General features: G+C 72.4%; 23 protein-coding genes. 9 read left to right on the top strand and 14 right to left on the bottom strand.

Features of this window, described 5'->3' with window-relative positions; translation table 11 throughout:
- The gene (gene deoC, locus ABZ078_RS26225) at nucleotides 1-993 is read right to left on the bottom strand and encodes a deoxyribose-phosphate aldolase (protein WP_356579015.1); all 993 of its coding nucleotides are present in this window, start codon (nucleotides 991-993) and stop codon (nucleotides 1-3) included.
- A 212-nt stretch (nucleotides 994-1,205) separates the two neighbouring features.
- Between deoC and ABZ078_RS26220 the strand changes: the two genes are divergently transcribed.
- Nucleotides 1,206-1,901, top strand: coding sequence for a PH domain-containing protein (locus tag ABZ078_RS26220; RefSeq protein ID WP_356579013.1), 696 nt, complete (start codon nucleotides 1,206-1,208; stop codon nucleotides 1,899-1,901).
- 6 nt (nucleotides 1,902-1,907) lie between these two features.
- Here the strand turns inward: ABZ078_RS26220 and ABZ078_RS26215 are convergent, their stop codons facing one another.
- The 4 genes from ABZ078_RS26215 to ABZ078_RS26200 all read right to left on the bottom strand — a co-directional run bounded on the left by ABZ078_RS26215 (nucleotide 1,908) and on the right by ABZ078_RS26200 (nucleotide 6,922).
- Nucleotides 1,908-3,110 (bottom strand): hypothetical protein, encoded by a 1,203-nt coding sequence (locus tag ABZ078_RS26215; protein WP_356579011.1) that lies wholly within the window; start codon nucleotides 3,108-3,110, stop codon nucleotides 1,908-1,910.
- A gap of 543 nt (nucleotides 3,111-3,653) precedes the next feature.
- On the bottom strand, nucleotides 3,654-5,285 hold the full coding sequence (locus ABZ078_RS26210) for a phospho-sugar mutase (RefSeq protein WP_356579094.1): 1,632 nt from the start codon (nucleotides 5,283-5,285) through the stop codon (nucleotides 3,654-3,656).
- Nucleotides 5,286-5,533: 248 nt separating this feature from the next.
- Nucleotides 5,534-6,358 carry a purine-nucleoside phosphorylase gene (locus ABZ078_RS26205; RefSeq protein ID WP_356579009.1) on the bottom strand — a complete coding sequence of 275 codons (825 nt, stop codon included), beginning with the start codon at nucleotides 6,356-6,358 and terminating at the stop codon, nucleotides 5,534-5,536.
- A gap of 126 nt (nucleotides 6,359-6,484) precedes the next feature.
- Nucleotides 6,485-6,922 (bottom strand): gamma-glutamylcyclotransferase, encoded by a 438-nt coding sequence (locus ABZ078_RS26200; RefSeq protein ID WP_356579007.1) that lies wholly within the window; start codon nucleotides 6,920-6,922, stop codon nucleotides 6,485-6,487.
- A 96-nt stretch (nucleotides 6,923-7,018) separates the two neighbouring features.
- On the opposite strand from ABZ078_RS26200, the gene ABZ078_RS26195 reads away from it, so the two are divergent.
- A complete protein-coding gene (locus ABZ078_RS26195) occupies nucleotides 7,019-8,467 on the top strand; it encodes an NAD(P)H-quinone dehydrogenase (protein WP_356579005.1) in 1,449 nt (482 codons plus the stop codon).
- A gap of 166 nt (nucleotides 8,468-8,633) precedes the next feature.
- Nucleotides 8,634-9,590 carry a DeoR/GlpR family DNA-binding transcription regulator gene (locus ABZ078_RS26190; protein WP_356579003.1) on the top strand — a complete coding sequence of 319 codons (957 nt, stop codon included), beginning with the start codon at nucleotides 8,634-8,636 and terminating at the stop codon, nucleotides 9,588-9,590.
- On the opposite strand, the gene ABZ078_RS26185 is transcribed toward ABZ078_RS26190, so the two are convergent.
- Entirely contained in the window at nucleotides 9,587-10,219 is a 633-nt protein-coding gene (locus tag ABZ078_RS26185; protein ID WP_356579092.1) for a helix-turn-helix domain-containing protein, read from the bottom strand. The genes ABZ078_RS26190 and ABZ078_RS26185 overlap by 4 nt on opposite strands.
- Nucleotides 10,220-10,419: 200 nt before the next feature.
- Entirely contained in the window at nucleotides 10,420-12,195 is a 1,776-nt protein-coding gene (locus tag ABZ078_RS26180) for an acetyl/propionyl/methylcrotonyl-CoA carboxylase subunit alpha (protein ID WP_356579001.1), read from the bottom strand.
- 360 nt (nucleotides 12,196-12,555) lie between these two features.
- On the opposite strand from ABZ078_RS26180, the gene ABZ078_RS26175 reads away from it, so the two are divergent.
- A complete protein-coding gene (locus tag ABZ078_RS26175) occupies nucleotides 12,556-13,056 on the top strand; it encodes a hypothetical protein (protein ID WP_356578999.1) in 501 nt (166 codons plus the stop codon).
- Here ABZ078_RS26175 and ABZ078_RS26170 read toward each other — a convergent pair.
- From ABZ078_RS26170 to ABZ078_RS26155, 4 genes are all read right to left on the bottom strand, one after another.
- A complete protein-coding gene (locus ABZ078_RS26170; protein ID WP_356578997.1) occupies nucleotides 13,025-13,645 on the bottom strand; it encodes a Maf family protein in 621 nt (206 codons plus the stop codon). The two genes, ABZ078_RS26175 and ABZ078_RS26170, sit on opposite strands and share 32 nt — an antisense overlap.
- Nucleotides 13,646-13,678: 33 nt before the next feature.
- Nucleotides 13,679-13,807, bottom strand: coding sequence for a hypothetical protein (locus tag ABZ078_RS26165; protein WP_274242718.1), 129 nt, complete (start codon nucleotides 13,805-13,807; stop codon nucleotides 13,679-13,681).
- 212 nt (nucleotides 13,808-14,019) lie between these two features.
- On the bottom strand, nucleotides 14,020-14,229 hold the full coding sequence (locus tag ABZ078_RS26160; RefSeq protein ID WP_356578995.1) for an acyl-CoA carboxylase epsilon subunit: 210 nt from the start codon (nucleotides 14,227-14,229) through the stop codon (nucleotides 14,020-14,022).
- Nucleotides 14,230-14,246: 17 nt separating this feature from the next.
- On the bottom strand, nucleotides 14,247-15,869 hold the full coding sequence (locus ABZ078_RS26155) for an acyl-CoA carboxylase subunit beta (RefSeq protein ID WP_356578993.1): 1,623 nt from the start codon (nucleotides 15,867-15,869) through the stop codon (nucleotides 14,247-14,249).
- A 110-nt stretch (nucleotides 15,870-15,979) separates the two neighbouring features.
- On the opposite strand from ABZ078_RS26155, the gene ABZ078_RS26150 reads away from it, so the two are divergent.
- Nucleotides 15,980-16,849, top strand: coding sequence for a biotin--[acetyl-CoA-carboxylase] ligase (locus ABZ078_RS26150; protein ID WP_356578991.1), 870 nt, complete (start codon nucleotides 15,980-15,982; stop codon nucleotides 16,847-16,849).
- A gap of 98 nt (nucleotides 16,850-16,947) precedes the next feature.
- Nucleotides 16,948-18,078 carry an adenylate/guanylate cyclase domain-containing protein gene (locus ABZ078_RS26145; protein ID WP_356578989.1) on the top strand — a complete coding sequence of 377 codons (1,131 nt, stop codon included), beginning with the start codon at nucleotides 16,948-16,950 and terminating at the stop codon, nucleotides 18,076-18,078.
- 53 nt (nucleotides 18,079-18,131) lie between these two features.
- On the opposite strand, the gene ABZ078_RS26140 is transcribed toward ABZ078_RS26145, so the two are convergent.
- The gene (locus tag ABZ078_RS26140) at nucleotides 18,132-18,764 is read right to left on the bottom strand and encodes a hypothetical protein (protein WP_356578987.1); all 633 of its coding nucleotides are present in this window, start codon (nucleotides 18,762-18,764) and stop codon (nucleotides 18,132-18,134) included.
- 218 nt (nucleotides 18,765-18,982) lie between these two features.
- On the opposite strand from ABZ078_RS26140, the gene ABZ078_RS26135 reads away from it, so the two are divergent.
- The 3 genes from ABZ078_RS26135 to hutH all read left to right on the top strand — a co-directional run bounded on the left by ABZ078_RS26135 (nucleotide 18,983) and on the right by hutH (nucleotide 22,782).
- On the top strand, nucleotides 18,983-19,816 hold the full coding sequence (locus ABZ078_RS26135; protein ID WP_356578985.1) for an enoyl-CoA hydratase-related protein: 834 nt from the start codon (nucleotides 18,983-18,985) through the stop codon (nucleotides 19,814-19,816).
- A 191-nt stretch (nucleotides 19,817-20,007) separates the two neighbouring features.
- On the top strand, nucleotides 20,008-21,159 hold the full coding sequence (locus ABZ078_RS26130; protein ID WP_356578983.1) for a sensor domain-containing diguanylate cyclase: 1,152 nt from the start codon (nucleotides 20,008-20,010) through the stop codon (nucleotides 21,157-21,159).
- 84 nt (nucleotides 21,160-21,243) lie between these two features.
- Complete coding sequence (gene hutH, locus ABZ078_RS26125) at nucleotides 21,244-22,782, top strand: histidine ammonia-lyase (RefSeq protein ID WP_356579090.1); 1,539 nt, start codon at nucleotides 21,244-21,246, stop codon at nucleotides 22,780-22,782.
- 114 nt (nucleotides 22,783-22,896) lie between these two features.
- Here the strand turns inward: hutH and ABZ078_RS26120 are convergent, their stop codons facing one another.
- Together ABZ078_RS26120 and ABZ078_RS26115 are read right to left on the bottom strand one after the other, a co-directional pair.
- Nucleotides 22,897-23,661, bottom strand: a complete 765-nt coding sequence (locus ABZ078_RS26120) for a hypothetical protein (RefSeq protein ID WP_356578981.1) — start codon at nucleotides 23,659-23,661, stop codon at nucleotides 22,897-22,899.
- A gap of 42 nt (nucleotides 23,662-23,703) precedes the next feature.
- Nucleotides 23,704-23,991 carry an LAETG motif-containing sortase-dependent surface protein gene (locus ABZ078_RS26115; protein ID WP_356579088.1) on the bottom strand — a complete coding sequence of 96 codons (288 nt, stop codon included), beginning with the start codon at nucleotides 23,989-23,991 and terminating at the stop codon, nucleotides 23,704-23,706.
- Nucleotides 23,992-24,104 lie beyond the last annotated feature (113 nt).

Raw genomic sequence — 24,104 nt, 5'->3', positions numbered from 1 at the left:
TCAGTCCACCGTCACGTAGTCGGGGCCGGAGTAGCGGCCGGTGGCCAGCTTCTGACGCTGCATCAGCAGATCGTTCAGGAGCGAGGAGGCGCCGAAGCGGAACCAGTGGTTGTCCAGCCAGTCCTCGCCGGCGGTCTCGTTGACCAGTACGAGGAATTTGATGGCGTCCTTGGTCGTCCTGATCCCGCCGGCCGGCTTCACACCGACCTGGATACCGGTCTGGGCGCGGAAGTCGCGCACCGCCTCCAGCATCAGGAGCGTGTTCGCGGGGGTCGCGTTGACGGCGACCTTGCCGGTGGACGTCTTGATGAAGTCCGCCCCGGCCAGCATGCCGAGCCAGCTCGCCCGCCGGATGTTGTCGTACGTCGACAGCTCGCCGGTCTCGAAGATGACCTTGAGGCGGGCGCTCGCCCCGCAGGCCTCCTTCACGGCGACGATCTCGTCGTACACCTTCATGTAGTCGCCCGCGAGGAACGCCCCGCGGTCGATGACCATGTCGATCTCGTCGGCGCCCGCCGCCACGGCCTCGCGCACGTCCGCCAGCTTCACGCTGATCGGGGCGCGGCCCGCCGGGAAGGCGGTGGCGACCGAGGCGACCTTCACGGTCGACCCGGCCACGGCCTCCTTGGCGGTGGCCACCATGTCGGGGTAGACGCAGACGGCGGCGGTCGCCGGGGTCGTCCGGTCGGTCGGGTCGGGGCGGACCGCCTTGGCGCCGAGCGCCCGGACCTTGCCCGGGGTGTCCGCGCCTTCCAGCGTCGTCAGGTCGACCATCGAGATGGCGAGGTCGATGGCGTACGCCTTGGCGGTCGTCTTGATGGAACGGGTACCGAGGGACGCGGCGCGCGCCTCCAGGCCGACCGCGTCGACGCCGGGCAGCCCGTGGAGGAAGCGGCGCAGCGTGCTGTCGGACGCGGTGACGTCCGAGAGGGTGTGCGCGCTGGGGGTACCTCCCACGCTTTCGGCAGTGGGGGAGGATGCGTTGGTGGGCATGGTCACCAGACGAGCATATCTACGCGCGTAGCGGCTGTACACCCCGGAAAGAGGGATCGGATCGGATCCGGGAAGCACCGAGTGGCGGCACACGTCAGGGCCGCGGGGAACCGCGCGAGTAGCCACCCCACCCGCACTCGCGCACGCAGCACAGCCCTCGCGTCGAACGGGCGCCCGCCCGAGCGCCGCGGGCGTGCGGCACAATCGGCCCCATGACGACCCCCGAGCACCCGCCCACCACCCCGGAACCCGCCTCGAAGGACCGCGTCTACCGCTCGCCCATGGGCATCGTGGGCGGCGTCGCACTGCTGGTCATCGTGCTCTGGCTCGGCATCGACGCCCTGGTACGCGGCGAGGGCCGCACCCAGTGGCTCGCGCTGGCGGCGCTGATCCTCATCGTGCCGCTGGTGTCCGCGTTCACCTTGCGGCCCGCCGTCTACGCCAACGAGGACCGGCTGCGCATCCGCAACCCGCTGCGCGTGATCGTGCTGCCCTGGGGGCGGGTGGCCTCGCTGCGCTCCGGCTACTCGAACGAGGTCGTGGCCGAGTCCGGCACCAAGTACCAGCTCTGGGCGGTGCCGGTCTCGCTGCGGGCCCGCAAGAAGGCGGCCCGCCGGACGGCCCGGGCGGCAGCGGAGCGGAACGCTGCGGCGCGGGGCGAGCACCGTGGCCGGGGCGGAACGGGCTTCGGGGGGCTCGGCATCGGTGCCCCGCGGGGGGACGTGGACGCCGACGGGCCGCTGCGGGCCGAGACCGACAAGGTCATGGACGACCTGCGGGAACTGCTGGAGCACCGGCAGAACGCGGAGTCCGCGCAGGGCGAGGTCACCGTGCGGTGGGCCTACGAGGTGGCGGGGCCGGCCCTCGCCGGGGCCGTGCTGCTGCTGATTCTGCTGGCCGTGGGCTGACCGGGGTCACGGCGCGCCCCACCACACCAGCGCCATGTGCGCGCCGCAGTACGCCGAGCCGACGACCGCCGCCGCCAGCGTCAGCGTGCGGTGGCGACGGGAGGCCCGGGACAGGTGCACGGCCAGGGGGAGCAGCAGCGGGAAGGCGGGCAGGAGAAAGCGGGCGCGCGGGAAGTACACCCCGCCGCTGCCCAGGACGATGGCCAGCAGTACGGCCGTGAAGACCAGCAGCGGCACCGGCTGCCGGTCCCACACCGACAGCCCGAACAGCACCACCGACGCCAGCAGCGTGAGCGTCACCAGAAGCAGGAACAACTCGGGCGTCGGGTCGTACACCAGCAGCCGGCGCATCTGGCGCAGGGTCTCCAGGCCGCCGTCCAGCTCGTTGCGCCACAGGCGCTGAACCGCGAAGTAGCCGTCCCAGCGGCCCAGGCGCAGGCCCACCCAGCCGAGGTATCCGCACCAGCCGAGGGGCGCGAGCGCGGCGGCCGCGAGGGTGCGCAGGCGGAAGCGGCGGCGCAGGGCGAGCAGCGCGGCCACCGTGACCGCCGCCGCCACCGCGACGCCGGTGGGGCGGGTGAGACCCGCGAGCGCCGCGAGCCAGGCCGCGGTGAGGAGACGGCCGCTGAGCACGGCGTACAGCGACCAGGCCGCGAGCGCGGTGAACAGGGACTCCGTGTAGCCCATCCACTGCACCAGGCCGACCGGAAGCGCGGCCCACAGGGCGGTGAGGAGGACCCCGACCCGGCGGCCGTGCAGCCGGTCACCGACGGCGAAGACGCCCCACGCGGCCACGAACGAGGCGAGGACCGCGAGGGCCAGGCCGGTGCCGGCGCGGGTGCCCGGGGTGACGGCCGCGACCGCCTTGACCAGGACCGGGTAGAGCGGGAAGAAGGCGAGGTTGTTGGCGCTGTACGCGGTGCCGAGTTCGTGCGCGTAGCCGTGGTCGGCGATGCCCAGGTACCAGTCGCTGTCCCACTGCGTCGCCAGGATCGGCCAGACAGCGTGCCGCCGGCGGTGCGCCCAGACGGTGAGCAGCAGCAGGCCCGTGCCGCGGACGGCGAGGTAGGCGAGGAGGGCGGGGGCCGCGTGGCGCAGGGCGCGCAGGAGAGCGCGGGCGGCGGGTGGGCACGGTGGGGAGCCGGAGGGGCGGCCGGTGCCGGGTGCGGTGGTCGCTCGGGGTGTCGGCCGGAACGCGGTCGAGGACACGGCGGCGGCTCCAGGCTGCTCGGCGGTGCGTTTCCGCTCCACCGTTGCCCGGGTGGTGGGGTGGGGCGTGGAGCCCGGGTCAATGGCCGTGGGGAAATCACCCGATGGGGTGCCTCCGGGTGGGGGGCGGCCCATCGGGGCGACGGAGCCGGGGCGGGTCGGGAGTGACAGGCTTTCAGTACGGGCGGGGTGGTCCCGCGGCGCCTATGGGTGGGGAGCGACCGGCTTCCGGTGTGGATCCGGATCGGCGGGCTTTCACGTACGGAATCGGGGGAACCTGCCGTCCCGTACGGGCGGGGGTTGGCCCGGTATCGCGTATGGACGGGTTGACCTGAGGGGCACTCTGCATCGGGGTCGACCCGGGGCCGCGTACGGACGGGGCTGACCTGGGAGAGCGTACGGACCGGGCTGACCTGGGGTCGCGTATGAATCCGGGGCGACTCGGGGTCGCGTACCGGGCGGGGGCGGCCCCGGGTTCCCGTACGAATCGGGCTCACCCGGGGTCGCCAACGGACCGGGAGCGGTCAGGAGGTTCCGTTCGGCTCAGATGCCGGCCGCCGTCGACAGGTCCCGCTTGATCGTCGTGAGCAGGTCGGTCGCCCTGGCGCGGGCGGCCGGGAGGTCGGCGTGGGTCGCGACCGGGACGACGACCTCCAGGTAGCACTTGAGCTTGGGCTCCGTGCCGCTGGGGCGGACGATGACGCGTGCGCCCTGAAGGGTGTAGCGCAGGCCGTCCGTGGGCGGGAGCGTGTCGGTGCCCTGGGTGAGGTCCTCGGCGCGGGTGATGGCCAGGCCGGCGAGCTCGGTCGGCGGCTGCTCGCGCAACCGGCGCATGGCGTTCGCGATGACCGACAGGTCCTGGACGCGGACCGAGAGCTGGTCGGTGGCGTGCAGGCCGTGTGCGACGGCGAGGTCGTCGAGGAGGTCGAGCAGCGTGCGGCCCCGAGCCTTGAGGACGGAGGCGAGCTCGGTGATCAGCAGGGCGGCGGTGATGCCGTCCTTGTCGCGGACGCCCTCGGGGTCGACGCAGTAGCCGAGGGCCTCCTCGTAGCCGTAGCGCAGGCCGTCGACGCGGGCGATCCACTTGAAGCCGGTGAGGGTCTCCTCGTATCGCAGTCCGGCCTTCTCGGCGATCCGGCCGAGGAGGGAGGAGGAGACGATGGACTCCGCGAAGGTGCCCTGCGCCCCGCGGTCGACGAGGTGCGCGGCGAGCAGGGCGCCGACCTCGTCGCCGCGCAGCATCCGCCAGTCCTCTCCGTCCTTGACGGCCACGGCGCAGCGGTCGGCGTCCGGGTCGTTGGCGATGACGAGGTCGGGGTCGGTCTCGCGGGCCTTGGCGAAGGCGAGGTCCATCGCGCCGGGTTCTTCCGGGTTGGGGAAGGCGACGGTGGGGAAGTCCGGGTCGGGCTCGGCCTGCTCCGCGACGAGGGCGGGGGCGGGGAAGCCGGCGCGTGCGAAGGCGGCGAGCAGGACGTCCGTGCCGACGCCGTGCATCGCCGTGTAGACGGTGCGGGCGGTGCGGGGGGAGCCCGGGGCGAGGACCGCGTCCGTGCGGGCGAGGTAGGCGTCGAGGACGCTGTCGTCGAGGGTCTCCCAGCCCTCGGTGGGGCGGGGGACGACCGTGAGGGACGGGACGGCGGCGATCTCCTCCGCGATGTCGATGTCCGCCGGCGGGACGATCTGGGAGCCGTCGCCGAGGTACACCTTGTAGCCGTTGTCGCGCGGCGGGTTGTGGCTGGCGGTGACCTCCACGCCGGCCACGGCGCCGAGGTGCCTTATGGCGTAGGCCAGGACGGGGGTGGGCAGGGGGCGGGGCAGTACCGCGGCGCGCAGGCCCGCGCCCGTCATCACGGCCGCGGTGTCGCGGGCGAAGTCCTCCGACTTGTGCCGGGCGTCGTAGCCGATGACGACGAGGCCGCCTTCGTGGCCCTGCTTCTTGAGGTACGCGGCGAGGCCGGCGGCGGCGCGGATGACGACCGTGCGGTTCATGCGCATGGGGCCGGCGCCGAGTTCGCCGCGCAGGCCGGCGGTGCCGAACTGGAGGGTGCCGCCGAAGCGCGCGGCGAGCTCGTCGACGTCCGCGGCGTCGATGAGCCCGGCGAGCTCGTCGCGGGTCTCCGGGTCCGGGTCCTCGGCGAGCCATGCCTGGGCCCGGGCGATGAGTTCGTCGTGCACGTCGGTCAACCTCTCGTTCGTGTGGTTCGGAGCGGGCCGGGGGCCGGGAGGGTTCCTTCGCCCCCGCCGCCCCTACCCGTCCCATCCCTGGGGGCCACGCCCCCCAGACCCCCGCTTCGGCCCTGAACGGGCCTCGTCCTCGAACGCCGGACGGGCTGGACCAGCCCTTGGGCGTTCGAGGAGCGGGGTCGAAGGAGCGGAGCCCCTTCAGGGCGGGACGGGTAGGGGCGGCGGGGGCGAGAACCGTCCTACAGTCGCCCCAGCACCTGCGCCAGCAGCGACCCCATCCGCGTCGCCGAGTCCCGCCCGGCCTGCAGGACCTCCTCGTGGTTGAGGGGCTCGCCCGTCATGCCCGCCGCGAGGTTCGTCACCAGCGAGATGCCCAGGACCTCGGCCCCGGCCTCACGCGCGGCGATCGCCTCCAGGACCGTCGACATGCCCACCAGGTCCGCGCCGATCACACGGGCCATGCGGATCTCGGCCGGCGTCTCGTAGTGCGGGCCGGGGAACTGGGCGTAGACGCCCTCCTCCAGCGTGGGGTCGACCTCCTTGCACAGGGCGCGCAGACGGGGGGAGTAGAGGTCGGTGAGGTCGACGAAGTTCGCGCCGATGATCGGGGACGTCGCCGTGAGGTTGATGTGGTCGCTGATCAGGACCGGCTGGCCGGGACGCATGCCCTCGCGCAGGCCGCCGCAGCCGTTGGTGAGGACGACCGTCTTGCAGCCGGCCGCCACGGCGGTGCGGACGCCGTGTGCCACGGCTGCCACGCCGCGGCCCTCGTAGTAGTGGGTGCGGCCCAGGAAGACCAGGGCGCGCTTGTCGCCGATCTTGTACGAGCGGATCTTGCCGCCGTGCCCTTCCACCGCCGGCGGGGGGAACCCGGGCAGCTCGGTGACCTGGAACTCGGCCTCGGGTGCGCCGAGGGCGTCCACGGCCGGAGCCCAGCCGGAGCCCATCACGAGGGCGACGTCGTGGGTCTCGGCGCCGGTGAGTTCGCGCAGGCGCGCGGCGGCGGCGTCGGCGGCGGCGTGAGGGTCGCCCTGGATGTCGTCCGGAAGAAGAGATGCGTTCACGCGACTGAGGGTAGCCGGTTTGGTCCTACGCGCGTAGATGACAGAGCTCACGGGATGGCGATCGTTGTCTTGTCGTTTCCGACGAAGACGGGGCAGGAGGGGGTGCGGGTGATGGGGGCCAGCGGGTCAGCACGGCCGCTTCCGTAGCTCCATCACGTAGTCGTGCGGTGCCCCCGCCGACTCGGCCGCGTCCGCGATCTCGCCCAGGTAGCGGGCCGACGGCAGCCCGCCCTCGTAGCCGTTCAGCACGTACACCCACGCCGGCTCCTCGCCCTCCAGCGTGTGCACCCGTACCCGCAGGCGCCGGTAGATGCCGAGGCCCACGCCCTCCCAGCGGTCCAGGGACTCCTCGTCCATCGGGGCGATGTCGTACAGCGCGACGAAGACCTGCTCCAGCGGGTCCTCGACGAGCGTCGCCAGCGCGCCGTCCCAGCCCAGCTGCTCGCCGCCGAAGGTCAGCCGCCACCCGTTCAGCCAGCCGGTGGCGCGCAGCGGCGAGTGCGGGGCGCGGCGGGTCATCAGCCGCGCATCGAGATTGCCTGCGTAGGCGGCGTAGAGCGACATGGGGAGAGGGTACGGCAGGGGAAACGTCAGTCCCTCCAGTAACAGTGGTGTCTCGGGCGGGCCCCCAGGCAGTGCCACCGTGAGGCGTGCGGGACAATGGAGTACGTGACTCGGATCGTGATCATCGGTGGCGGACCCGGCGGATACGAAGCGGCCCTGGTGGCCGCGCAGCTCGGCGCGGAGGTGACCGTCGTCGACTCCGACGGCCTGGGCGGGGCGTCGGTGCTCACCGACTGCGTGCCGTCCAAGACCCTCATCGCCACGGCCGAGGTGATGACCACCTTCGACTCCTCGTACGAGGAGCTGGGGATCATCGTCGCCGACGACACCCCGTACCTCGACACGCCCGCCCGGGTCGTGGGCGTCGACCTGGGCAAGGTCAACCGGCGTGTGAAGCGGCTCGCGCTCGCGCAGTCGCACGACATCACCGCCTCGGTCACCCGGGCGGGTGCCCGGGTCCTGCGCGGCCGCGGCCGCCTCCAGGGCATGCAGGCGCTCGACGGGTCGCGGAAGGTCGTGGTGCGGGCCGCGGACGGGACCGAGGAGACCCTCGTCGCCGACGCCGTCCTCATCGCCACCGGCGGTCACCCTCGTGAGCTGCCCGACGCGCAGCCCGACGGCGAGCGCATCCTGAACTGGACCCAGGTCTACGACCTCACCGAACTGCCCGAGGAACTCATCGTGGTCGGCTCGGGCGTCACCGGTGCCGAGTTCGCCGGTGCCTACCAGGCGCTCGGGTCGCGGGTCACCCTCGTGTCCTCGCGGGACCGCGTGCTGCCGGGCGAGGACCCGGACGCCGCCGCCGTGCTGGAGGACGTCTTCCGGCGCCGGGGCATGAACGTCATGGCGCGCTCCCGGGCCGCCGCCGCCAAGCGGGTCGGGGACCGGGTGGAGGTCACCCTCGCCGACGGCCGCGTCATCACCGGCACCCACTGCCTCATGGCCGTCGGCGCCATCCCGAACTCCGAGGGCATGGGCCTGGAGGAGGCCGGCGTCAAGCTGCGCGAGTCCGGGCACATCTGGACCGACAAGGTGTCCAGGACGACCGCGCCGGGTGTGTACGCCGCCGGTGACGTCACCGGCGTCTTCGCCCTCGCCTCGGTCGCGGCGATGCAGGGACGTATCGCCATGTACCACTTCCTCGGCGACGCGGTGGCCCCGCTGAACCTGAAGACCGTCTCCTCCAACGTCTTCACCGACCCCGAGATCGCCACCGTCGGCTACACGCAGGCGGACGTGGACGGGGGCAAGATCGACGCCCGGGTGGTCAAGCTGCCGCTGCTGCGCAACCCGCGCGCGAAGATGCAGGGCATCCGGGACGGCTTCGTCAAGATCTTCTGCCGTCCGGGTACGGGCATCGTGGTCGGGGGTGTGGTCGTGGCGCCACGAGCCTCCGAACTGATCCATCCGATCTCGATCGCGGTCGACAACAATCTGACGGTCGAACAGATCGCGAACGCCTTCACCGTGTACCCCTCCCTTTCGGGCTCGATCGCGGAGGTGGCACGGCAGTTGCACACGCGGAAGTCCGGCGGCGAGATCTAGCGTCCGGAATCAACTCCCCGCTGGTCACGGGGAGTTGTCGAGCATGCGTGCGGCATAGGCGGCGGGACTAGGCTCTATACCACTTCTCGCCCTTGCGTGCGAACAACTTCTGTTATTCGGCGCAAACTGCTGAAACCAGACGGTCGTTGGGGTTACTGTCAGTTTCGTGTTCGCTGCAGAACGTCGCCAATTGATCCTCGAAATGGTGCGAGCGAACGGGGCCGTGTCGCTCCGTGAGCTCGCCCGCGTCGTCCAGACCTCCGAAGTGACCGTACGGCGGGACGTGCGCGCACTGGAGGCAGAAGGACTCCTCGACCGCCGGCACGGCGGTGCGGTATTGCCGGGCGGGTTCACGCGGGAGTCCGGCTTTCCGCAGAAGTCACATCTCGCGACCGCCGAGAAGACGGCCATCGCCGACCTCGCCGCGAACTTCGTGGAAGAGGGCGAGGCGATCGTCGTCGGGGCGGGGACCACCACCCAGGAGCTGGCACGCCGGCTCGCGCGGGTTCCCGGGCTGACCGTCGTCACCAACTCCCTCCTGGTGGCGCAGGCCCTGGCCCACGCCAACCGGGTCGAGGTCGTGATGACCGGCGGCACGCTCCGCGGGTCGAACTACGCCCTGGTCGGCAGCGGTGCCGAGCAGTCCCTCCAGGGGCTGCGGGTGTCGCGGGCCTTCCTCTCCGGGAGCGGGCTCACCGCCGAGCGCGGTCTCTCCACGTCCAACATGCTCTCGGCGTCCGTCGACCGGGCGCTCGTCCAGGCGGCCGCGGAGGTCGTCGTCCTCGCCGACCACACCAAGCTCGGCACGGACACGATGTTCCAGACGGTGCCCACGGATGTCATCACCCGGCTCGTCACCGACGAACCGCCGGCCCATGACGATCGCGCCCACACCGAGTTGCAGGCCCTGGCCGACCAGGGGGTGCAGATCGCCGTGGCCGGGGCGACCGGAAACCCGGGGGGTGACGAGGTCCCGGCGCGGCGGCGTGGGCTGCCGGGTCCGCGGCGGGGCCAGGGGCCGGGGGGTGGGCCGGGGCTGCGGTCCGCCGCGACGGTGCTCGGGGAGCAGGGGGCGGAGCGGGAGCGGGAGCGGGCCCGGGTCGCGGATCTGCGGCGGCGTTAGGTTCGCCTGTTCGCCGTAGGGGCGTGGGTCGTCGTGCGGGTGCGGGTGGGTTGTGGTTGGTCGCGCAGTTCCCCGCGCCCCTGAGTGGGGATCAGTCCCCGCAGCGTCAAGTGCAGCAACCTGTCCGCCAACTCCGGGTCCCCCGGAGTCTCCTCCGCCGCCAGCGCGATCGCGTGGGTGAGCTGGAGCAGGTCGGCGATCGCCACGTCCGGGCGGACCGTCCCCGCCTCCTGGGCGCGCGCCAGCAGCGCGCCGCCCGCCTCGCGGATGGGGCCGCTGCACCGGGCCAGGGCCGAGGTGGTGTCGTAGGAGACGGACATCAGGGATCTGGCCAGGCCGCGGTACTCGCCCGCGTGGGTGACCATCTCGCGCAGCCATGTCACCAGGGCCGCGCAGGGCTCGGGGGCGTGCAGGAGTTCGTGGGAGCGGGCCAGGAGGTCGCTCACCGCCTCCTCGAAGACGGCGCTCAACAGGGCGTCGCGGTTGGGGAAGTGACGGTAGAGGGTGCCGATGCCGACGCCCGCTCGGCGGGCCACGTCCTCCAGAGAGGCGTCCGTGCCGCGCTCGGCGAAGGCGGCGCGGGCCTCGGTGAGCAGGCGTTCATAGTTGCGGCGGGCGTCGGCGCGCATGGCACGCGGCTGAGCCGGCGTCGTCGCCGTGTCCCCGTGTCCCGCACCCTCGTGCGAGGTCGCGCCCACCATGGCTCCCACCTGCCTCTCTCGCGCCCCGGTGTGCCTCCAGGATGCCACCCGCGAAACGGGGCGCCCGGCGGACCTTGCTCCAGTCCGCCGGGCGCCCCGGGATGTCGTACGGAAAGTCCTCGTACGGGTCAGTCCTTGATCTCGCAGATCGCGGCGCCCGAGGTGAGGGAGGCGCCGACCTCGGCGGACAGGCCCTTGATGGTGCCGGACTTGTGCGCGTTCAGGGGCTGTTCCATCTTCATCGCTTCGAGTACGACGATCAGGTCGCCTTCGTTGACTTCCTGGCCCTCCTCGACGGCGACCTTGACGATGGTGCCCTGCATCGGGGAGGCGAGGGTGTCGCCGGAGGCGGCGGGGCCGGACTTCTTGGCCGCGCGGCGCTTGGGCTTGGCGCCCGCCGCGAGCCCGGTGCGGGCCAGGGTCATGCCGAGCGAGGCCGGGAGGGAGACCTCCAGGCGCTTGCCGCCGACCTCGACGACGACCGTCTCACGGCCGGCCTCCTCGTCCGCCTCGGTGGCGTCGGCGGGGGCGGCGAAGGGCTTGATGTCGTTGACGAACTCGGTCTCGATCCAGCGGGTGTGGACCGTGAACGGCTCCGTGGAGCCGGTGAGCTCGGGCGCGAACGCCGGGTCCTTGACCACCGCGCGGTGGAACGGGATGGCCGTGGCCATGCCCTCGACCTGGAACTCCTCCAGGGCGCGGGCCGCGCGCTGCAGGGCCTGCTCACGGGTGGCGCCGGTGACGATCAGCTTGGCCAGCAGGGAGTCCCAGGCCGGGCCGATGACGCTGCCGGACTCCACGCCCGCGTCCAGGCGGACGCCCGGGCCGGACGGCGGGGCGAACGCGGTCACCGTGCCGGGGGCGGGCAGGAAGTTCCGGCCGGGGTCCTCGCCGTTGATGCGGAACTCGAAGGAGTGGCCGCGCAGCGGCGGGTCGTCGTAGCCGAGCTCCTCGCCGTCGGCGATGCGGAACATCTCGCGCACCAGGTCGATGCCGGCGACCTCCTCGGTGACCGGGTGCTCCACCTGGAGGCGGGTGTTGACCTCCAGGAAGGAGATCGTGCCGTCGAGGCCGACGAGGAACTCGACGGTGCCGGCGCCGACGTAGCCGGCCTCCTTGAGGATGGCCTTGGAGGAGGAGTACAGCTCGGCGACCTGCTCGTCCGAGAGGAAGGGCGCGGGGGCCTCCTCGACCAGCTTCTGGTGGCGGCGCTGGAGGGAGCAGTCGCGGGTGGAGACCACGACGACGTTGCCGTGCTGGTCGGCGAGGCACTGGGTCTCGACGTGCCGCGGCTTGTCCAGGTAGCGCTCGACGAAGCACTCGCCCCGGCCGAAGGCGGCGACGGCCTCGCGCACCGCGGAGTCGTACAGCTCGGGGACCTCTTCGAGGGTGCGGGCGACCTTCAGGCCGCGTCCGCCACCGCCGAAGGCGGCCTTGATGGCGATCGGCAGGCCGTGCTCCTCGGCGAAGGCGACGACCTCGTCCGCGCCGGAGACCGGGTCGGGCGTGCCGGCCACGAGCGGGGCGCCGGCGCGCTGGGCGATGTGCCGGGCGGCGACCTTGTCACCGAGGTCGCGGATCGCCTGCGGGGGCGGGCCGATCCAGATCAGCCCGGCGTCCAGGACGGCCTGGGCGAAGTCGGCGTTCTCCGACAGGAAACCGTAGCCGGGGTGGATCGCGTCCGCCCCGGACTCGCGCGCGGCCTTGAGGACCTTGTCGATGTCCAGATAGCTGCTCGCCGGTGTGTCACCGCCCAGGGCGAACGCCTCATCCGCGGCGCGGACATGCAGAGCGTCCCGGTCCGGGTCGGCGTAGACGGCCACGCTCGCGATCCCGGCGTCCCGGCAGGCCCGGGCCACGCGGACAGCGATTTCGCCACGGTTGGCGATGAGCACCTTGCGCACGATTGAGGCTCCCTCCTTGAAACAAGCCGAGTTTAGGGACTGCCGACACGCCACATCGACCCGTCCCCAGTGGTGAGCTTGCCCACACGGAGCGTGATTCCAGGCTCGCTCGACCTGCGAAATCCCATGTCGCGCCTCGGCACGCAGGTCTCTCCCGGAGAACCCTAGCCCGCCGCTGTGGTCAAGGTCTCTGTCATCACGTGCTGCGGGCCACTCTGTTTCTTTGTGGAATCCCTACGAATGGCCCAATGATTCTTTGCCCTCGGCCGAACCCTTGTCCCCGGGTTTACCCGTTAGTAGCGTTCGCGATGTCTCGAACATGCCTGGGGTGACAGAACGCTCGGAAGTGGGTGGGGGCCGGTGGTGCGCAGGCCGGTGGCGTGGGTGGTGGCGCTCGTGCTGTTCGCCGAGGCGCTCGGCGTCGCGGCGCTGAACTGGTTCCTCGGGGTCGTGGTCGACCGGCAGGACATGTCCCTGGCGGGTCTGGACCCGGACGCGATGTCGGTGTCCTCGAAGATCGGCGGTCTGGTCTTCGGTGGTTACTTCGCGCTGTGCGGCCTGGTCGCCCTGCTCGTGGCGGTGCGCGACCGCGCCCCGGCCGGCCTCGGCCGCATCCTGCTGATCAGCGCGGCCGTGGTGCACGGGCTGCTGGGTGCGTTCGTCTGGGGGCTGGTGGGCTGGACGGCGTTCGTGTTCATGGTCGTCGTGCTCGCCCTGATCGTGCTGCTGCTCATGACGTACGACGCCCAGGCCGCGCCCGGGGAGCCCGCGGGCGCCGCTCCCGACGGGGGTCGGGGCGGCGACGGCTCCCCGGCCGACGGGGCCCCGGTCAGTCCTCCGCCGGCGCCCACAACTCCGTGATGCCGATGCCCAGTTGTGCCAGCAGACGGCGCACCAGCGGCAGGCTGATGCCGATCACATTGCCGTGGTCGCCGTCGATGCCGTCGATGAACGGGGCCGAGCGGCCGTCGAGGGTGAACGCCCCGGCGACGTAGAGCGGTTCGCCGGAGGCGACGTAGGCCGCGATCTCCTCGTCCGTCGGCTCGCCGAAGCGGACGATCGTGGAGGCGGTGGCGGAGGTGTACCGGCCGGTCACGGTGTCGTAGACGCAGTGACCGGTCTGCAGCGTGCCCGCCCGGCCGCGCATCGACTTCCACCGCGCCGTGGCCTCCTCGGCGTCGGCCGGCTTGCCCAGGGCCTGGCCGTCCAGGTCGAGGACCGAGTCGCAGCCGATCACGATCGCGCCCTTGACCTCGGGTTTCGCGGCCACCACGGAGGCCTTCGCCTCGGCCAGGGCGAGCGCCAGCTCGGCGGGGGTCGGCGCGGTGACGGCGTCCTCGTCGACACCGCTCACGATGACCTCGGGGTCCAGCCCGGCCTGGCGGAGCAGCTTGAGGCGGGCGGGGGACTGGGAGGCGAGGACGAGCCGGCGGCGGGGCTGATCAGTCATGCGGTCAGCGTATCGGCGCGCGCCCGGCCGGGCTCACCTCAGCCCGAGCACGATCATCGTGAGCACCATGGCCAACGCCATGAGAACACCGAGCCGCCGCAACATCTCCTGCGTGTCCCGCAGTTCCTTGGGCGGCTCGTTCTCGGGGTCGGACCACAGCATGCCTTCCATCGTCGGTCGCGGGTCCGCGGCGACGCCTGAGTACGCGTACTCAACTTTCGTACAAACGGCGCCCTGATTCCATTAGGCGGGTCGCTCCACGCCGCGGGAACCTGCCGCTCACAGCCGATCCGGTGGGCCCGGATCGGCTGTGCCCGTCGTATGGCTTCGGTGGTCACCTGCACCCCGATGGCGCGGGGAGCGCGGCGATGGCGCTAGCCCGGCCAGTACGTACGCGCCCACGTCGTCGGCCCCGGCTGCGGCAGGCGGTGGGCCGCGATGCGGGACGGGTCGGACCAGGAGTCGCGCGGGGTGGGTGCGCCGGACGGCGTGGCTGCCGCCGCCGCGGCGCGGGCGCGGACCACCGCCAGTGCGGCGGCCAGCTCCTCCGGTGTCGGGTTGCCCCGTAGGACCTTGATGTTCATGGCGGCTCCCAGCGGGCCTAGAGGGGGATGTTGCCGTGCTTCTTCGGAGGCAGGGATTCCCGCTTGGTGCGCAGCTGACGCAGGCCCCGTACGACGTGCAGCCGGGTGTCGGACGGCATGATCACCGCGTCGATGTAGCCCCGCTCGGCCGCCACATAGGGGTTGAGGAGGGTGTCCTCGTACTCCTGGATCAGCCGCGCGCGCACCGCCTCGACATCCTCGCCGCCCGCCTCGGCCTCGGCGATGGTGCGGCGGTGCAGGATGTTGACCGCGCCCTGCGCGCCCATCACGGCGATCTGGGCGGTCGGCCAGGCGAGGTTGAGGTCGGCGCCCAGGTGCTTGGAGCCCATGACGTCGTAGGCGCCGCCGAATGCCTTGCGGGTGATGACCGTGATGAGCGGGACCGTGGCCTCGGCGTAGGCGTAGATCAGCTTGGCGCCGCGGCGGATGATGCCGTCGTGCTCCTGGTCGACGCCGGGCAGGAAGCCGGGGACGTCGACGAAGGTGATGACCGGGACGTTGAAGGCGTCGCAGGTCCGCACGAAGCGGGCCGCCTTCTCGCTGGCCTGGATGTCGAGGCAGCCGGCGAACTGCATCGGCTGGTTGGCGACGACGCCCACCGGGCGGCCCTCGACCCGACCGAAGCCGGTGACGATGTTCGGGGCGAACAGCGGCTGCGTCTCGAAGAACTCGGCGTCGTCCAGGACGTGTTCGATCACCGCGTGCATGTCGTACGGCTGGTTCGCGCTGTCCGGCACGATCGTGTCCAGCTCGCGGTCCTCGTCGGTGACCGAGAGGTCCGCCTCCTCCGGGAACGCCGGGGGCTCGCTGAGGTTGTTGGACGGCAGGTACGACAGCAGCTGCTTGACGTACTCGATGGCGTCCTTCTCGTCCCCGGCCATGTGGTGCGCCACCCCGGAGGCCGAGTTGTGGGTGCGGGCGCCGCCCAGCTCCTCGAAGCCCACGTCCTCACCGGTGACCGTCTTGATGACGTCCGGCCCGGTGATGAACATGTGCGAGGTCTGGTCGACCATGATCGTGAAGTCGGTGATGGCGGGGGAGTAGACCGCACCGCCCGCGCAGGGCCCGACGACGAGCGAGATCTGCGGGATGACCCCTGACGCGTGCGTGTTGCGGCGGAAGATCTCGCCGTACGCGCCGAGCGAGGCCACGCCCTCCTGGATCCGGGCGCCGCCGGAGTCGTTGATGCCGATGACCGGGCAGCCGGTCTTCAGCGCGAAGTCCATGACCTTGACGATCTTCTGGCCGTAGACCTCGCCCAGCGCACCGCCGAACACGGTGAAGTCCTGGGAGAAGACGGCCACCGGGCGGCCGTCGACCGTGCCGTAGCCGGTGACGACACCGTCGCCGTACGGGCGGTTCTTGTCCAGCCCGAAGTTGGTGGAGCGGTGCCGGGCGAACTCGTCGAGTTCGACGAAGGACCCCTCGTCGAGGAGCAGCTCGATGCGCTCACGCGCCGTCAGCTTGCCTTTGGCGTGCTGCTTTTCGACGGCGCGTGCGGAGCCGGCGTGCGTCGCTTCCTCGATACGGCGCTGGAGATCCGCGAGCTTGCCCGCGGTGGTGTGGATGTCGATCCCTTGGGTTTCTTGGATCTCGTGACGCTCTTCCGGCTCGGACATCGGGATGTGGCTCCCTGCCTGCTCAAAAGGGGGGACGGTTACTCATCCGTAGAGTAGTGGGGCGCCTACCGATCGGCAGTGCGGCGTTTGCCACACCTAGGGTGGCTTGCATGACGCCGCGAGATGCATCAGACGACAGCCGCTGGTCCGACCTGGACCGTCCGCCGCTCAACGCCGCCGCGCTGCGGCGCGGGCTCGTGCGGGACGGCGGACACAGGGGCCTGTACCGCGACGTGGACGTGGTGCAGCGCACCGGCTCCACCAACTCCGACCTGGTGGCCTTCGCGACCGAGGGCAAGGCCGAGGAGGGCGCCGTCCTGGTCGCCGAGGAGCAGACGGCCGGCAAGGGGCGCCTGGACCGCGACTGGACGGCACCGGCCCGCTCGGGGCTGTTCTTCTCCGTGCTGCTCAACCCCGCCGAGGTGCCGGTGGCCCGCTGGGGCTGGCTGCCGCTGCTCGCCGGGGTCGCCGTGGCGACGGGGCTGTCACGGGCGGCGGGCGTCGACACGGCACTCAAGTGGCCCAACGACCTGCTGGTGACCGTCGGCGGGGAGGAACGCAAGGCCGGCGGGATCCTGGCGGAACGGGCCGGGAACGCCGGCGTGGTCATCGGCGTCGGCATCAACGTCACCCTGCGTGCGGACGAGCTGCCGGTGCCGCAGGCGGGTTCGCTCGCGCTCGCCGGGGCCGTGAGCACGGACCGCGATCCGCTGCTGCGGGCGGTGCTGCGATCCCTGGAGGAGTGGTACGGGCGGTGGCGCTCCGCGGCGGGGGATCCGGCGGTGAGCGGGCTGCAGGAGGCGTACGCGGCGGGGTGCGCGACCTTGGGGAGGGTGGTGCGGGCCGAACTGCCCGGGGACCGGGCGATCACCGGGGAGGCGGTCGCGATCGACGGGGACGGGCGACTGGTGCTGGCGACCGGGGACGGGGTGCAGGAACCGGTGGGTGCCGGGGACATCGTGCACGTGCGGTCGGTGTGAGTCCGCTGGACGGGCTTGGCGGAGTGAGGTGGCCCACACCTGCCGTAAAGTGAAGGCCGGTCGATTACTGACCGCGGCAGATCGGAAAGGCAGCAGGCGTGACCGTCGACGACACGGGCTCCGGCACGGGCGCGGACGGCCGGGTGGACCCCCACGCCGCCGACCCCGGCGAGGATCCGCTCGCCCTGCGCCTCGAACAGCTCATCCTCGGCGCCGAGCGGCGCTACACCCCGTTTCAGGCGGCCCGTAGCGCCGGTGTCTCCATGGAGCTGGCGTCCCGGTTCTGGCGGGCCATGGGGTTCGCCGACATCGGGCAGGCCAAGGCGCTGACCGAGGCCGACGTCCTGGCGCTCAGGCGCCTGGCCGGTCTCGTCGAGGCGGGGCTGCTTAGCGAGGCCATGGCCGTGCAGGTGGCCAGATCCACCGGGCAGACCACCGCCCGGCTCGCCGAGTGGCAGATCGACTCGTTCCTGGAGGGGCTGACCGAGCCGCCGGAGCCGGGAATGACACGGACCGAGGTGACGTATCCCCTGATCGAGCTGCTCCTGCCCGAGCTGGAGGAGTTCCTCGTCTACGTCTGGCGCCGCCAGCTCGCCGCCGCGACCGGCCGCGTCGTCCAGGCCGCCGACGACGAGGAGATGGTCGACCGGCGCCTGGCCGTGGGCTTCGCGGACCTGGTCGGCTTCACGCGGCTCACCCGTCGTATGGAGGAGGAGGAGCTCGGCGAACTCGTCGAGGCCTTCGAGACCACCGCGGCCGACCTGGTCGCCGCCCGCGGGGGACGGCTGATCAAGACCCTCGGCGACGAGGTCCTGTACGCGGCCGACGACGCGGGGGTCGCCGCGGAGATCGCCCTGCGGCTCATCGAGACGATGGCGAACGACGAGACGATGCCGGAGCTGCGGGTCGGCATCGCCTTCGGCACGGTGACCACTCGTATGGGCGATGTCTTCGGTACGACCGTGAACCTCGCCTCCCGGCTCACCTCCATAGCCCCGCGCGACGCGGTCCTCGTCGACAGCGCGTTCGCGGAGGAGCTCATCCGAACGGGTGAGGCTCCCGCGTCGGAGGCGGAGGCCGCGGAGGCGGCGGCCGCCGCCGAGAAGGAGGGCGAGGAGCCGCCGGTGTACCGGTTCGCGCTCCAGCCGATGTGGCAGCGGCCGGTGCGGGGGCTCGGGGTCGTCGAGCCGTGGCTCTTGACGCGGAGGGCGTCCGTCGCGGGCGAGTGAGCGCCGTCGGGGCGGCCCGCGCCCCTTTCGCGGCGTCGCGGTGCGGCGTGTGGTCAGTCGGCGTTTCTCGGAGGGTCGACGCACAGGCCGATGACCGGGAGGCACACGTCGCCGTCGTCCGGCTGGTCCGGCTGGTCCGGCTGGGGGGCCGGGGGATTCGTGGGGGTCTGGTCCGGCGCCGGAGCCGGGGGCTCGGGCTTGGCCGGGTCTGGTGCGTGGGTGGGCTTCGCCGGTGGGGCCGGCGCGGGGGTGCGGGCCGGGGACTCGCCCGTCGTCGTGGCAGGGCCGCCCGGCCGCGGCTCGGCCGTGGTGTTCCCGGTCGGTACGACGACCGTGGCGGTCGTAGGCGCGGTGCCCGCGCCGCCCATGGCGGAGGTCGCCGTCGGGCTTGCCTTCGGGTGCCGCGTCGGGACAGTGGCGGCGGCGTTCGTCGAGCGGTCCGTTTCCGTGTCCGTGCCGGAGACCGGAGCGGGGTCGGACTCCGCCGTGCCGAGCGTGGTGACGTCGGAGTCGGGGGTCAGGCGCAGGAGGCTCAGCGCGCCGGCCGCCAGGGCGAGGCCGCCCGCTGCCAGGAGGGCCTTGCGGGGGCGGGGGCGACGGTGGCGGCCGCGGGGACCGAAGAGGCGGGCGGTGGCCGGCCCGTCCTCACCGACCGTCCCGGATTCCGTCGCTGTCTGCGTCGTCACGCCCATCACGCCCCTCCCAACGCGCTCGCGCCCCCGATGCGCCGCGGTGTCGCGCACGTTATGCGCTGGCGCCGGCGGCGCGGCGGGAGTTGGGCGGTATGTCACTCGAACGGGGTGTCGGGCCTCGACCCGGGGACCGCAGAGGGGCCTTTTCCCGGAGGGGTACGGCTGCGATGATCGGGGCGAGTGTTGTTAACCCGCGTTAACCGGAGGGTGTCATGCGTGAGGAGCGGTACGGGGAGTTCGTGCTGGTGCGGCGACACGGTGATGGGGGTGACGGGCATGTAAGTGACGGGGGTGCCGGGCATGTCGCGGAGCTCGCCCTCGACCGGCCCAAGGCCATGAACGCCGTCTCGACCGAGATGGCCCGTTCCATCGCGGCGGCGTGCGCGGCGCTGGGCGCGGACCCGGGCGTAAGGGTGGTGGTGCTGACCTCGACGCATGAGCGGGCGTTCTGCGTCGGGGCGGATCTGAAGGAGCGGAACTCCTTCAGCGACGCCGAACTGGTGCGGCAGCGGCCGGTGGCGCGCGGGGCGTACACCGGGGTGCTGGAGCTGCCGGTGCCGACGATCGCGGCGGTGCACGGCTTCGCGCTGGGGGGCGGCTTCGAGCTGGCGTTGTCCTGTGACGTGATCGTGGCCGACCGTACGGCCGTGGTGGGGTTGCCCGAGGTGTCGGTCGGGGTCATCCCGGGGGGCGGGGGCACGCAGTTGCTGCCGCGGCGCGTGGGGGCCGCGCGGGCGGCGGAGCTGATCTTCACGGCGCGGCGGGTCGAGGCCGTCGAGGCGCGGGAGCTGGGCTTGGTGGACGAGCTGGTGGAGGAGGGGCGGGACCGGGAGGAGGCGCTGGCCCTGGGGGCCCGGATCGCCGTGAACTCGCCGGTGGGGTTGCGGGCGGCCAAGCGGGCGCTGCGGGTCGGGCACGGGCTGGATCTGCGGGCCGGGCTGGAGGTCGAGGACGCGGCTTGGCGGGCGGTGGCCTTCTCGGGGGACCGGGCGGAGGGGGTGGCGGCGTTCAACGAGAAGCGGAGGCCGCAGTGGCCGGGCGAGTAGGGGGAGTGAGGGCCAAGCGGGCCGTGGGTCGGGCGCGGGCTGGATCCGCGGGCCGGCCGGGCTGGAGGTCGAGGACGGGGCTTGGTGGGCGGTCGCCCGCCGGTTGTCCCGTGCTGCCCGCGCGGTCTCGTCCGTCACTCCAAGCGCCGTATCAATGTCCCGGTTCGCCCCGTACGTCCTAGCCTGGAGTGATGGGTGAAGACAGACGGCTCGCGGCCGTGGTGGCGTTGGCGCAGGGGATGGCGGCGGCGCACACCCCGCGTGAGTCCTGGCGGGCGGCGGCGCTGGGGGCGTGCCGGGCGCTGGCCGGGAGCTTTGCCGCGCTGTCGGTGTGGGAGCGGGAGCTCGGGCGGCTGCGGGTGCTCGTGAATGTCGGCGAGCGGGCTCAGGGGGAGGAGGAGTTCCCGAGCGACGAGGCGTATCCCGTGCACCAGTTCCCGGAGATCGCCGAGTTCCTCCACGAGCGGTGGGCCGCGGGCGGTGAGCCCAACGCCTGGGTGGAGACCGCCGACGGTCTCTCCGCCGGGCATCCCGGGTACTGCCACCAGCGGGTGGCCGCTCTCCGGCGCCGAGGGCGGGGGTGCTGTGTCGTCGCGCCCATCGTGCTGAACGGGCGGGCCTGGGGGGAGCTGTATGTGGCCCGTTCCGTCGGTTCTCCCGTCTTCGACCGCGGTGACGCCGACTTCGCCACCGTGCTGGCCTCCGTCGTGGCCGCCGGGATCGGGCAGAGCGAGCGGCTGGAGGAGGCCCGGCGGCTGGCGTTCACCGACGCGCTCACCGGGCTCGCCAATCGCCGTGCCGTCGATGTGCGGTTGGAGGAGGCGATCGAGCGGCACCGCGCCGATGGCGTCGTCGTCAGCCTCGTCGTCTGTGATCTCAACGGGCTCAAGCGCGTCAACGACACCCGGGGGCATGCCGTCGGGGACCGTCTGCTGGAGCGGTTCGGGTCGGTGCTGTCGCTGTGCGGCGCCATGCTGCCCGGCGCCCTCGCCGCGCGTCTGGGTGGTGACGAGTTCTGTCTGCTCGTCGTGGGGGCGTCGGCCGACGACGTCGTGGAGGCGGCGGACGAACTGTGCCGGCGTGCGGCGGAGTTGGAGCTGGGCGAGGGGGTCGCGTGCGGGGTGGCGTCCACGGCGGACCCCATCGGGGTGGTGCGTTCCGCCCGCCGGTTGTTCCGGCTCGCCGACGCGGCCCAGTACCAGGCCAAGGCGGTACGGGCCGACAAGCCCGTGGTCGCCGGGCGGGAGGGGCCGGACGACCCGGTCGTACGCCTCGCCGACGCCGAGCCGGCGGGGGAGGAGGGGGTCGTGGAGCGGCGGCGGTTCCGGGGCCGTCGGCCGTGATGTGCCGACCGGTGCTGTAAGGGTCGTACCGGCCGCCCAGTAGTGACATCTTCGTCTTCACTGCGTACGCTCCTGAATATGGATATGCACACTGTGGTGGTGGGGACGTCCGGGGTCACCGCGTCCGACGTCCTCGCCGTGGCACGCGGCGGAGCCCGCGTCGAGCTGTCGTCGGAGGCGCTCGCGGCCCTCGCCGCGGCCCGCGAGATCGTGGACGCGCTGGCGGCCAAGCCCGACCCCGTCTACGGCGTCTCCACCGGCTTCGGCGCCCTGGCGACCCGGCACATCAGCCAGGAGCTGCGGGCCCAGTTGCAGCGCAACATCGTCCGCTCGCACGCCGCCGGGATGGGTCCCCGGGTGGAGCGGGAGGTCGTACGGGCCCTGATGTTCCTGCGGCTCAAGACCGTCTGCTCGGGGCATACGGGCGTACGGCCCGAGGTCGCGCGGACCATGGCCGACGTCCTCAACGCCGGCATCACGCCCGTCGTCCACGAGTACGGCTCCCTCGGCTGCTCCGGCGACCTGGCCCCGCTCTCCCACTGCGCCCTCACGCTCATGGGGGAGGGCGACGCGGAGGGCCCGGACGGGGTCGTGCGGCCCGCCGGTGAGCTCCTCGCCGCGCACGGCATCGCGCCCGTCGTGCTGCGGGAGAAGGAGGGCCTCGCCCTCCTCAACGGCACCGACGGCATGCTCGGCATGCTGGTCATGGCCCTCGCCGACCTCGACACCCTCTACAAGTCCGCCGACGTCACCGCCGCCCTGTCGCTGGAGGCGCTGCTCGGCACCGACAAGGTGCTCGCGCCCGAACTGCACGCCATCCGCCCGCACCCCGGGCAGGGCGCCTCCGCCGCCAACATGCTGGCGGTGCTGAAGGGTTCGGGGCTGACCGGTCATCACCAGGACGACGCGCCCCGCGTCCAGGACGCCTACTCGGTGCGGTGCGCCCCGCAGGTCGCCGGCGCCGGGCGGGACACCATGGCGCACGCGCGGCTGGTCGCCGAGCGGGAGCTGGCCTCGGCGGTCGACAACCCGGTCGTCCTGCCGGACGGGCGCGTCGAGTCCAACGGCAACTTCCACGGGGCGCCCGTGGCCTATGTGCTGGACTTCCTCGCCATCGCCGTCGCCGACCTCGCCTCCATCGCCGAGCGGCGCACCGACCGGCTGCTGGACAAGAACCGCAGCCACGGTCTGCCGCCGTTCCTGGCCGACGACGCGGGTGTCGACTCGGGGCTGATGATCGCCCAGTACACGCAGGCCGCCCTGGTGAGCGAGTTGAAGCGGCTGGCCGTGCCCGCGTCCGCCGACTCGATTCCGTCCTCCGCCATGCAGGAGGACCACGTCTCCATGGGCTGGTCCGCCGCCCGCAAGCTGCGTACGGCCGTCGACAACCTCACGCGGGTCCTCGCCGTCGAGCTGTACGCCGCCACGCGCGCCATCGAGCTGCGGGAGGGACTCGCCCCGGCACCGGCCTCCCAGGCGGTCATCGACGCCGCGCGGGCCGCCGGAGTCCAGGGCGCCGGCCCGGACCGGTTCCTGGCGCCCGACCTCGCCGCGGCCGACGCGTTCGTGCGCGGCGGGGAGTTGGTGGCGGCGGCGGAGAAGGTCACCGGGCCGCTTCAGTGACGCCGGGCCGCTTCAGTGACACCTGGCCGCTGCACTGACGCCCGGCCGCTTCGCTGACATGGAACGGGGCCCTGTCGTACGACCGACAGGGCCCCGGTGCTGTGCGAGGGCGGGTTACTTCAGCTTCGCGGCCTGCGCGTCGATGAGGGCGGCCGGGACGTCGTACGGCTTGTCCGTCATCATCAGGCCGAGGTTCATCGTGTAGTACGTGGCGATGGTGCCGCCGTGGCGCACCACCTCGACGTGCGTGGTGGCCACGTCGCCGTCCTCCGCGTCGCTTTTCGCGGTGAACGCCACCGACTCGTCACCGGCGCCGGACGCCTTCTCCGCGGTGATCCCGGTCAGCTTCTGGTCCGTGCCCTGCATCGTGAGGGGGAAGCCCTCGGAGCAGTTCTCCACCGCGTCCGACACGGACTTGAAGGTCTTCTCGGCGCCGTCACCGTCGTACGAGGAGAGTCCGACGACCGTCATGTTCAGGCTCAGCGCGTCGGTGAACGAGTCCTCGATCTCACCCTCCGTCAGGCCCTCCAAGGACTTGGAGGCGTTGTCGGTGGGCTTCTTCTTGTCCTCCGTGGCCATGACGGCCGTGTTCGAGGCCGAGTCGCCCGGCGCCAGGCCGCCCATGGCGTAGGCCAGCGGCGCGCACTGCTCCTCGCCGCTCTTGATGGCGTCCTTGGACTTCGGCAACTGCTTGCCGGACGCGTCCACCTTGTACCCGTCGACATCGCCCTGGGCGATGATCGACTTCTTCAACTCCGCGGAGCTGAGCGCCTTCGCGTCAGAACCCCCGGAGTCACCCCCGCAACCCGTGACAAGGGCGAGCGACAGCGCGCTCACGGCAACCGTGGCGGCTGCGCGCACGCCCGATGATCTCTTCATGGGCGGACTATGAGGCGCAGGTGAAGCGAGCGTCAAGTAATTTCAAAAACCGAGATGTTCCCGGCGCACCGAGTAGGCGACGAAGCCCGCGCCCAGCGCGAGGAAGACGGTCCCGCCGACGATGTACGGCGTGGTGTCGAAGCTTCCGGTGTCGGCGAGCCGGGTGCCGTCGTCGGCGGTGCCGTCCGCGCTCGCGGAGGTGGCCCGTGCCTGCTGCGTCATCTGCGGAGCCGAGGGCTCCGTTCTCGCCGGCTCCTCGCCCGTCGCGTTCGCGGAGGGCACGAACCACAGGGCGCCCAGCAGGGCGCCCGCGGCGGTGGCGGTCAGCAGCGATCGGCGTGCGGTGGACGACGATCGGTGAGCGGCGGACACGGAATATCGATCCCCTTGCGGTACTGGCGAATTGGCCGTGTGGAGCGATGTTAGTGAAAGTGGCGGGTCAC

This window comes from Streptomyces sp. NPDC006385 (genome assembly GCF_040612485.1).
In the GTDB taxonomy this organism is placed as follows: Bacteria; Actinomycetota; Actinomycetes; order Streptomycetales; family Streptomycetaceae; genus Streptomyces.
The sequence above is the reverse complement of the archived record's forward strand: the minus strand, read 5'-3'. Positions and strand labels throughout refer to the sequence as shown.

What these genes read in the sequence shown, in the direction of transcription:
- deoC (WP_356579015.1), bottom strand. Translation starts at nt 993, where the DNA reads ATGCCCACCAACGCATCCTCCCCCACTGCCGAAAGCGTGGGAGGTACC.
- ABZ078_RS26220 (WP_356579013.1), top strand. Translation starts at nt 1,206, where the DNA reads ATGACGACCCCCGAGCACCCGCCCACCACCCCGGAACCCGCCTCGAAG.
- ABZ078_RS26200 (WP_356579007.1), bottom strand. Translation starts at nt 6,922, where the DNA reads ATGTCGCTCTACGCCGCCTACGCAGGCAATCTCGATGCGCGGCTGATG.
- ABZ078_RS26195 (WP_356579005.1), top strand. Translation starts at nt 7,019, where the DNA reads ATGGAGTACGTGACTCGGATCGTGATCATCGGTGGCGGACCCGGCGGA.
- ABZ078_RS26185 (WP_356579092.1), bottom strand. Translation starts at nt 10,219, where the DNA reads ATGCGCGCCGACGCCCGCCGCAACTATGAACGCCTGCTCACCGAGGCC.
- ABZ078_RS26170 (WP_356578997.1), bottom strand. Translation starts at nt 13,645, where the DNA reads ATGACTGATCAGCCCCGCCGCCGGCTCGTCCTCGCCTCCCAGTCCCCC.
- ABZ078_RS26165 (WP_274242718.1), bottom strand. Translation starts at nt 13,807, where the DNA reads ATGCTGTGGTCCGACCCCGAGAACGAGCCGCCCAAGGAACTGCGGGAC.
- ABZ078_RS26160 (WP_356578995.1), bottom strand. Translation starts at nt 14,229, where the DNA reads ATGAACATCAAGGTCCTACGGGGCAACCCGACACCGGAGGAGCTGGCC.
- ABZ078_RS26155 (WP_356578993.1), bottom strand. Translation starts at nt 15,869, where the DNA reads ATGTCCGAGCCGGAAGAGCGTCACGAGATCCAAGAAACCCAAGGGATC.
- ABZ078_RS26150 (WP_356578991.1), top strand. Translation starts at nt 15,980, where the DNA reads ATGACGCCGCGAGATGCATCAGACGACAGCCGCTGGTCCGACCTGGAC.
- ABZ078_RS26135 (WP_356578985.1), top strand. Translation starts at nt 18,983, where the DNA reads ATGCGTGAGGAGCGGTACGGGGAGTTCGTGCTGGTGCGGCGACACGGT.
- ABZ078_RS26130 (WP_356578983.1), top strand. Translation starts at nt 20,008, where the DNA reads ATGGGTGAAGACAGACGGCTCGCGGCCGTGGTGGCGTTGGCGCAGGGG.
- hutH (WP_356579090.1), top strand. Translation starts at nt 21,244, where the DNA reads ATGCACACTGTGGTGGTGGGGACGTCCGGGGTCACCGCGTCCGACGTC.
- ABZ078_RS26120 (WP_356578981.1), bottom strand. Translation starts at nt 23,661, where the DNA reads ATGAAGAGATCATCGGGCGTGCGCGCAGCCGCCACGGTTGCCGTGAGC.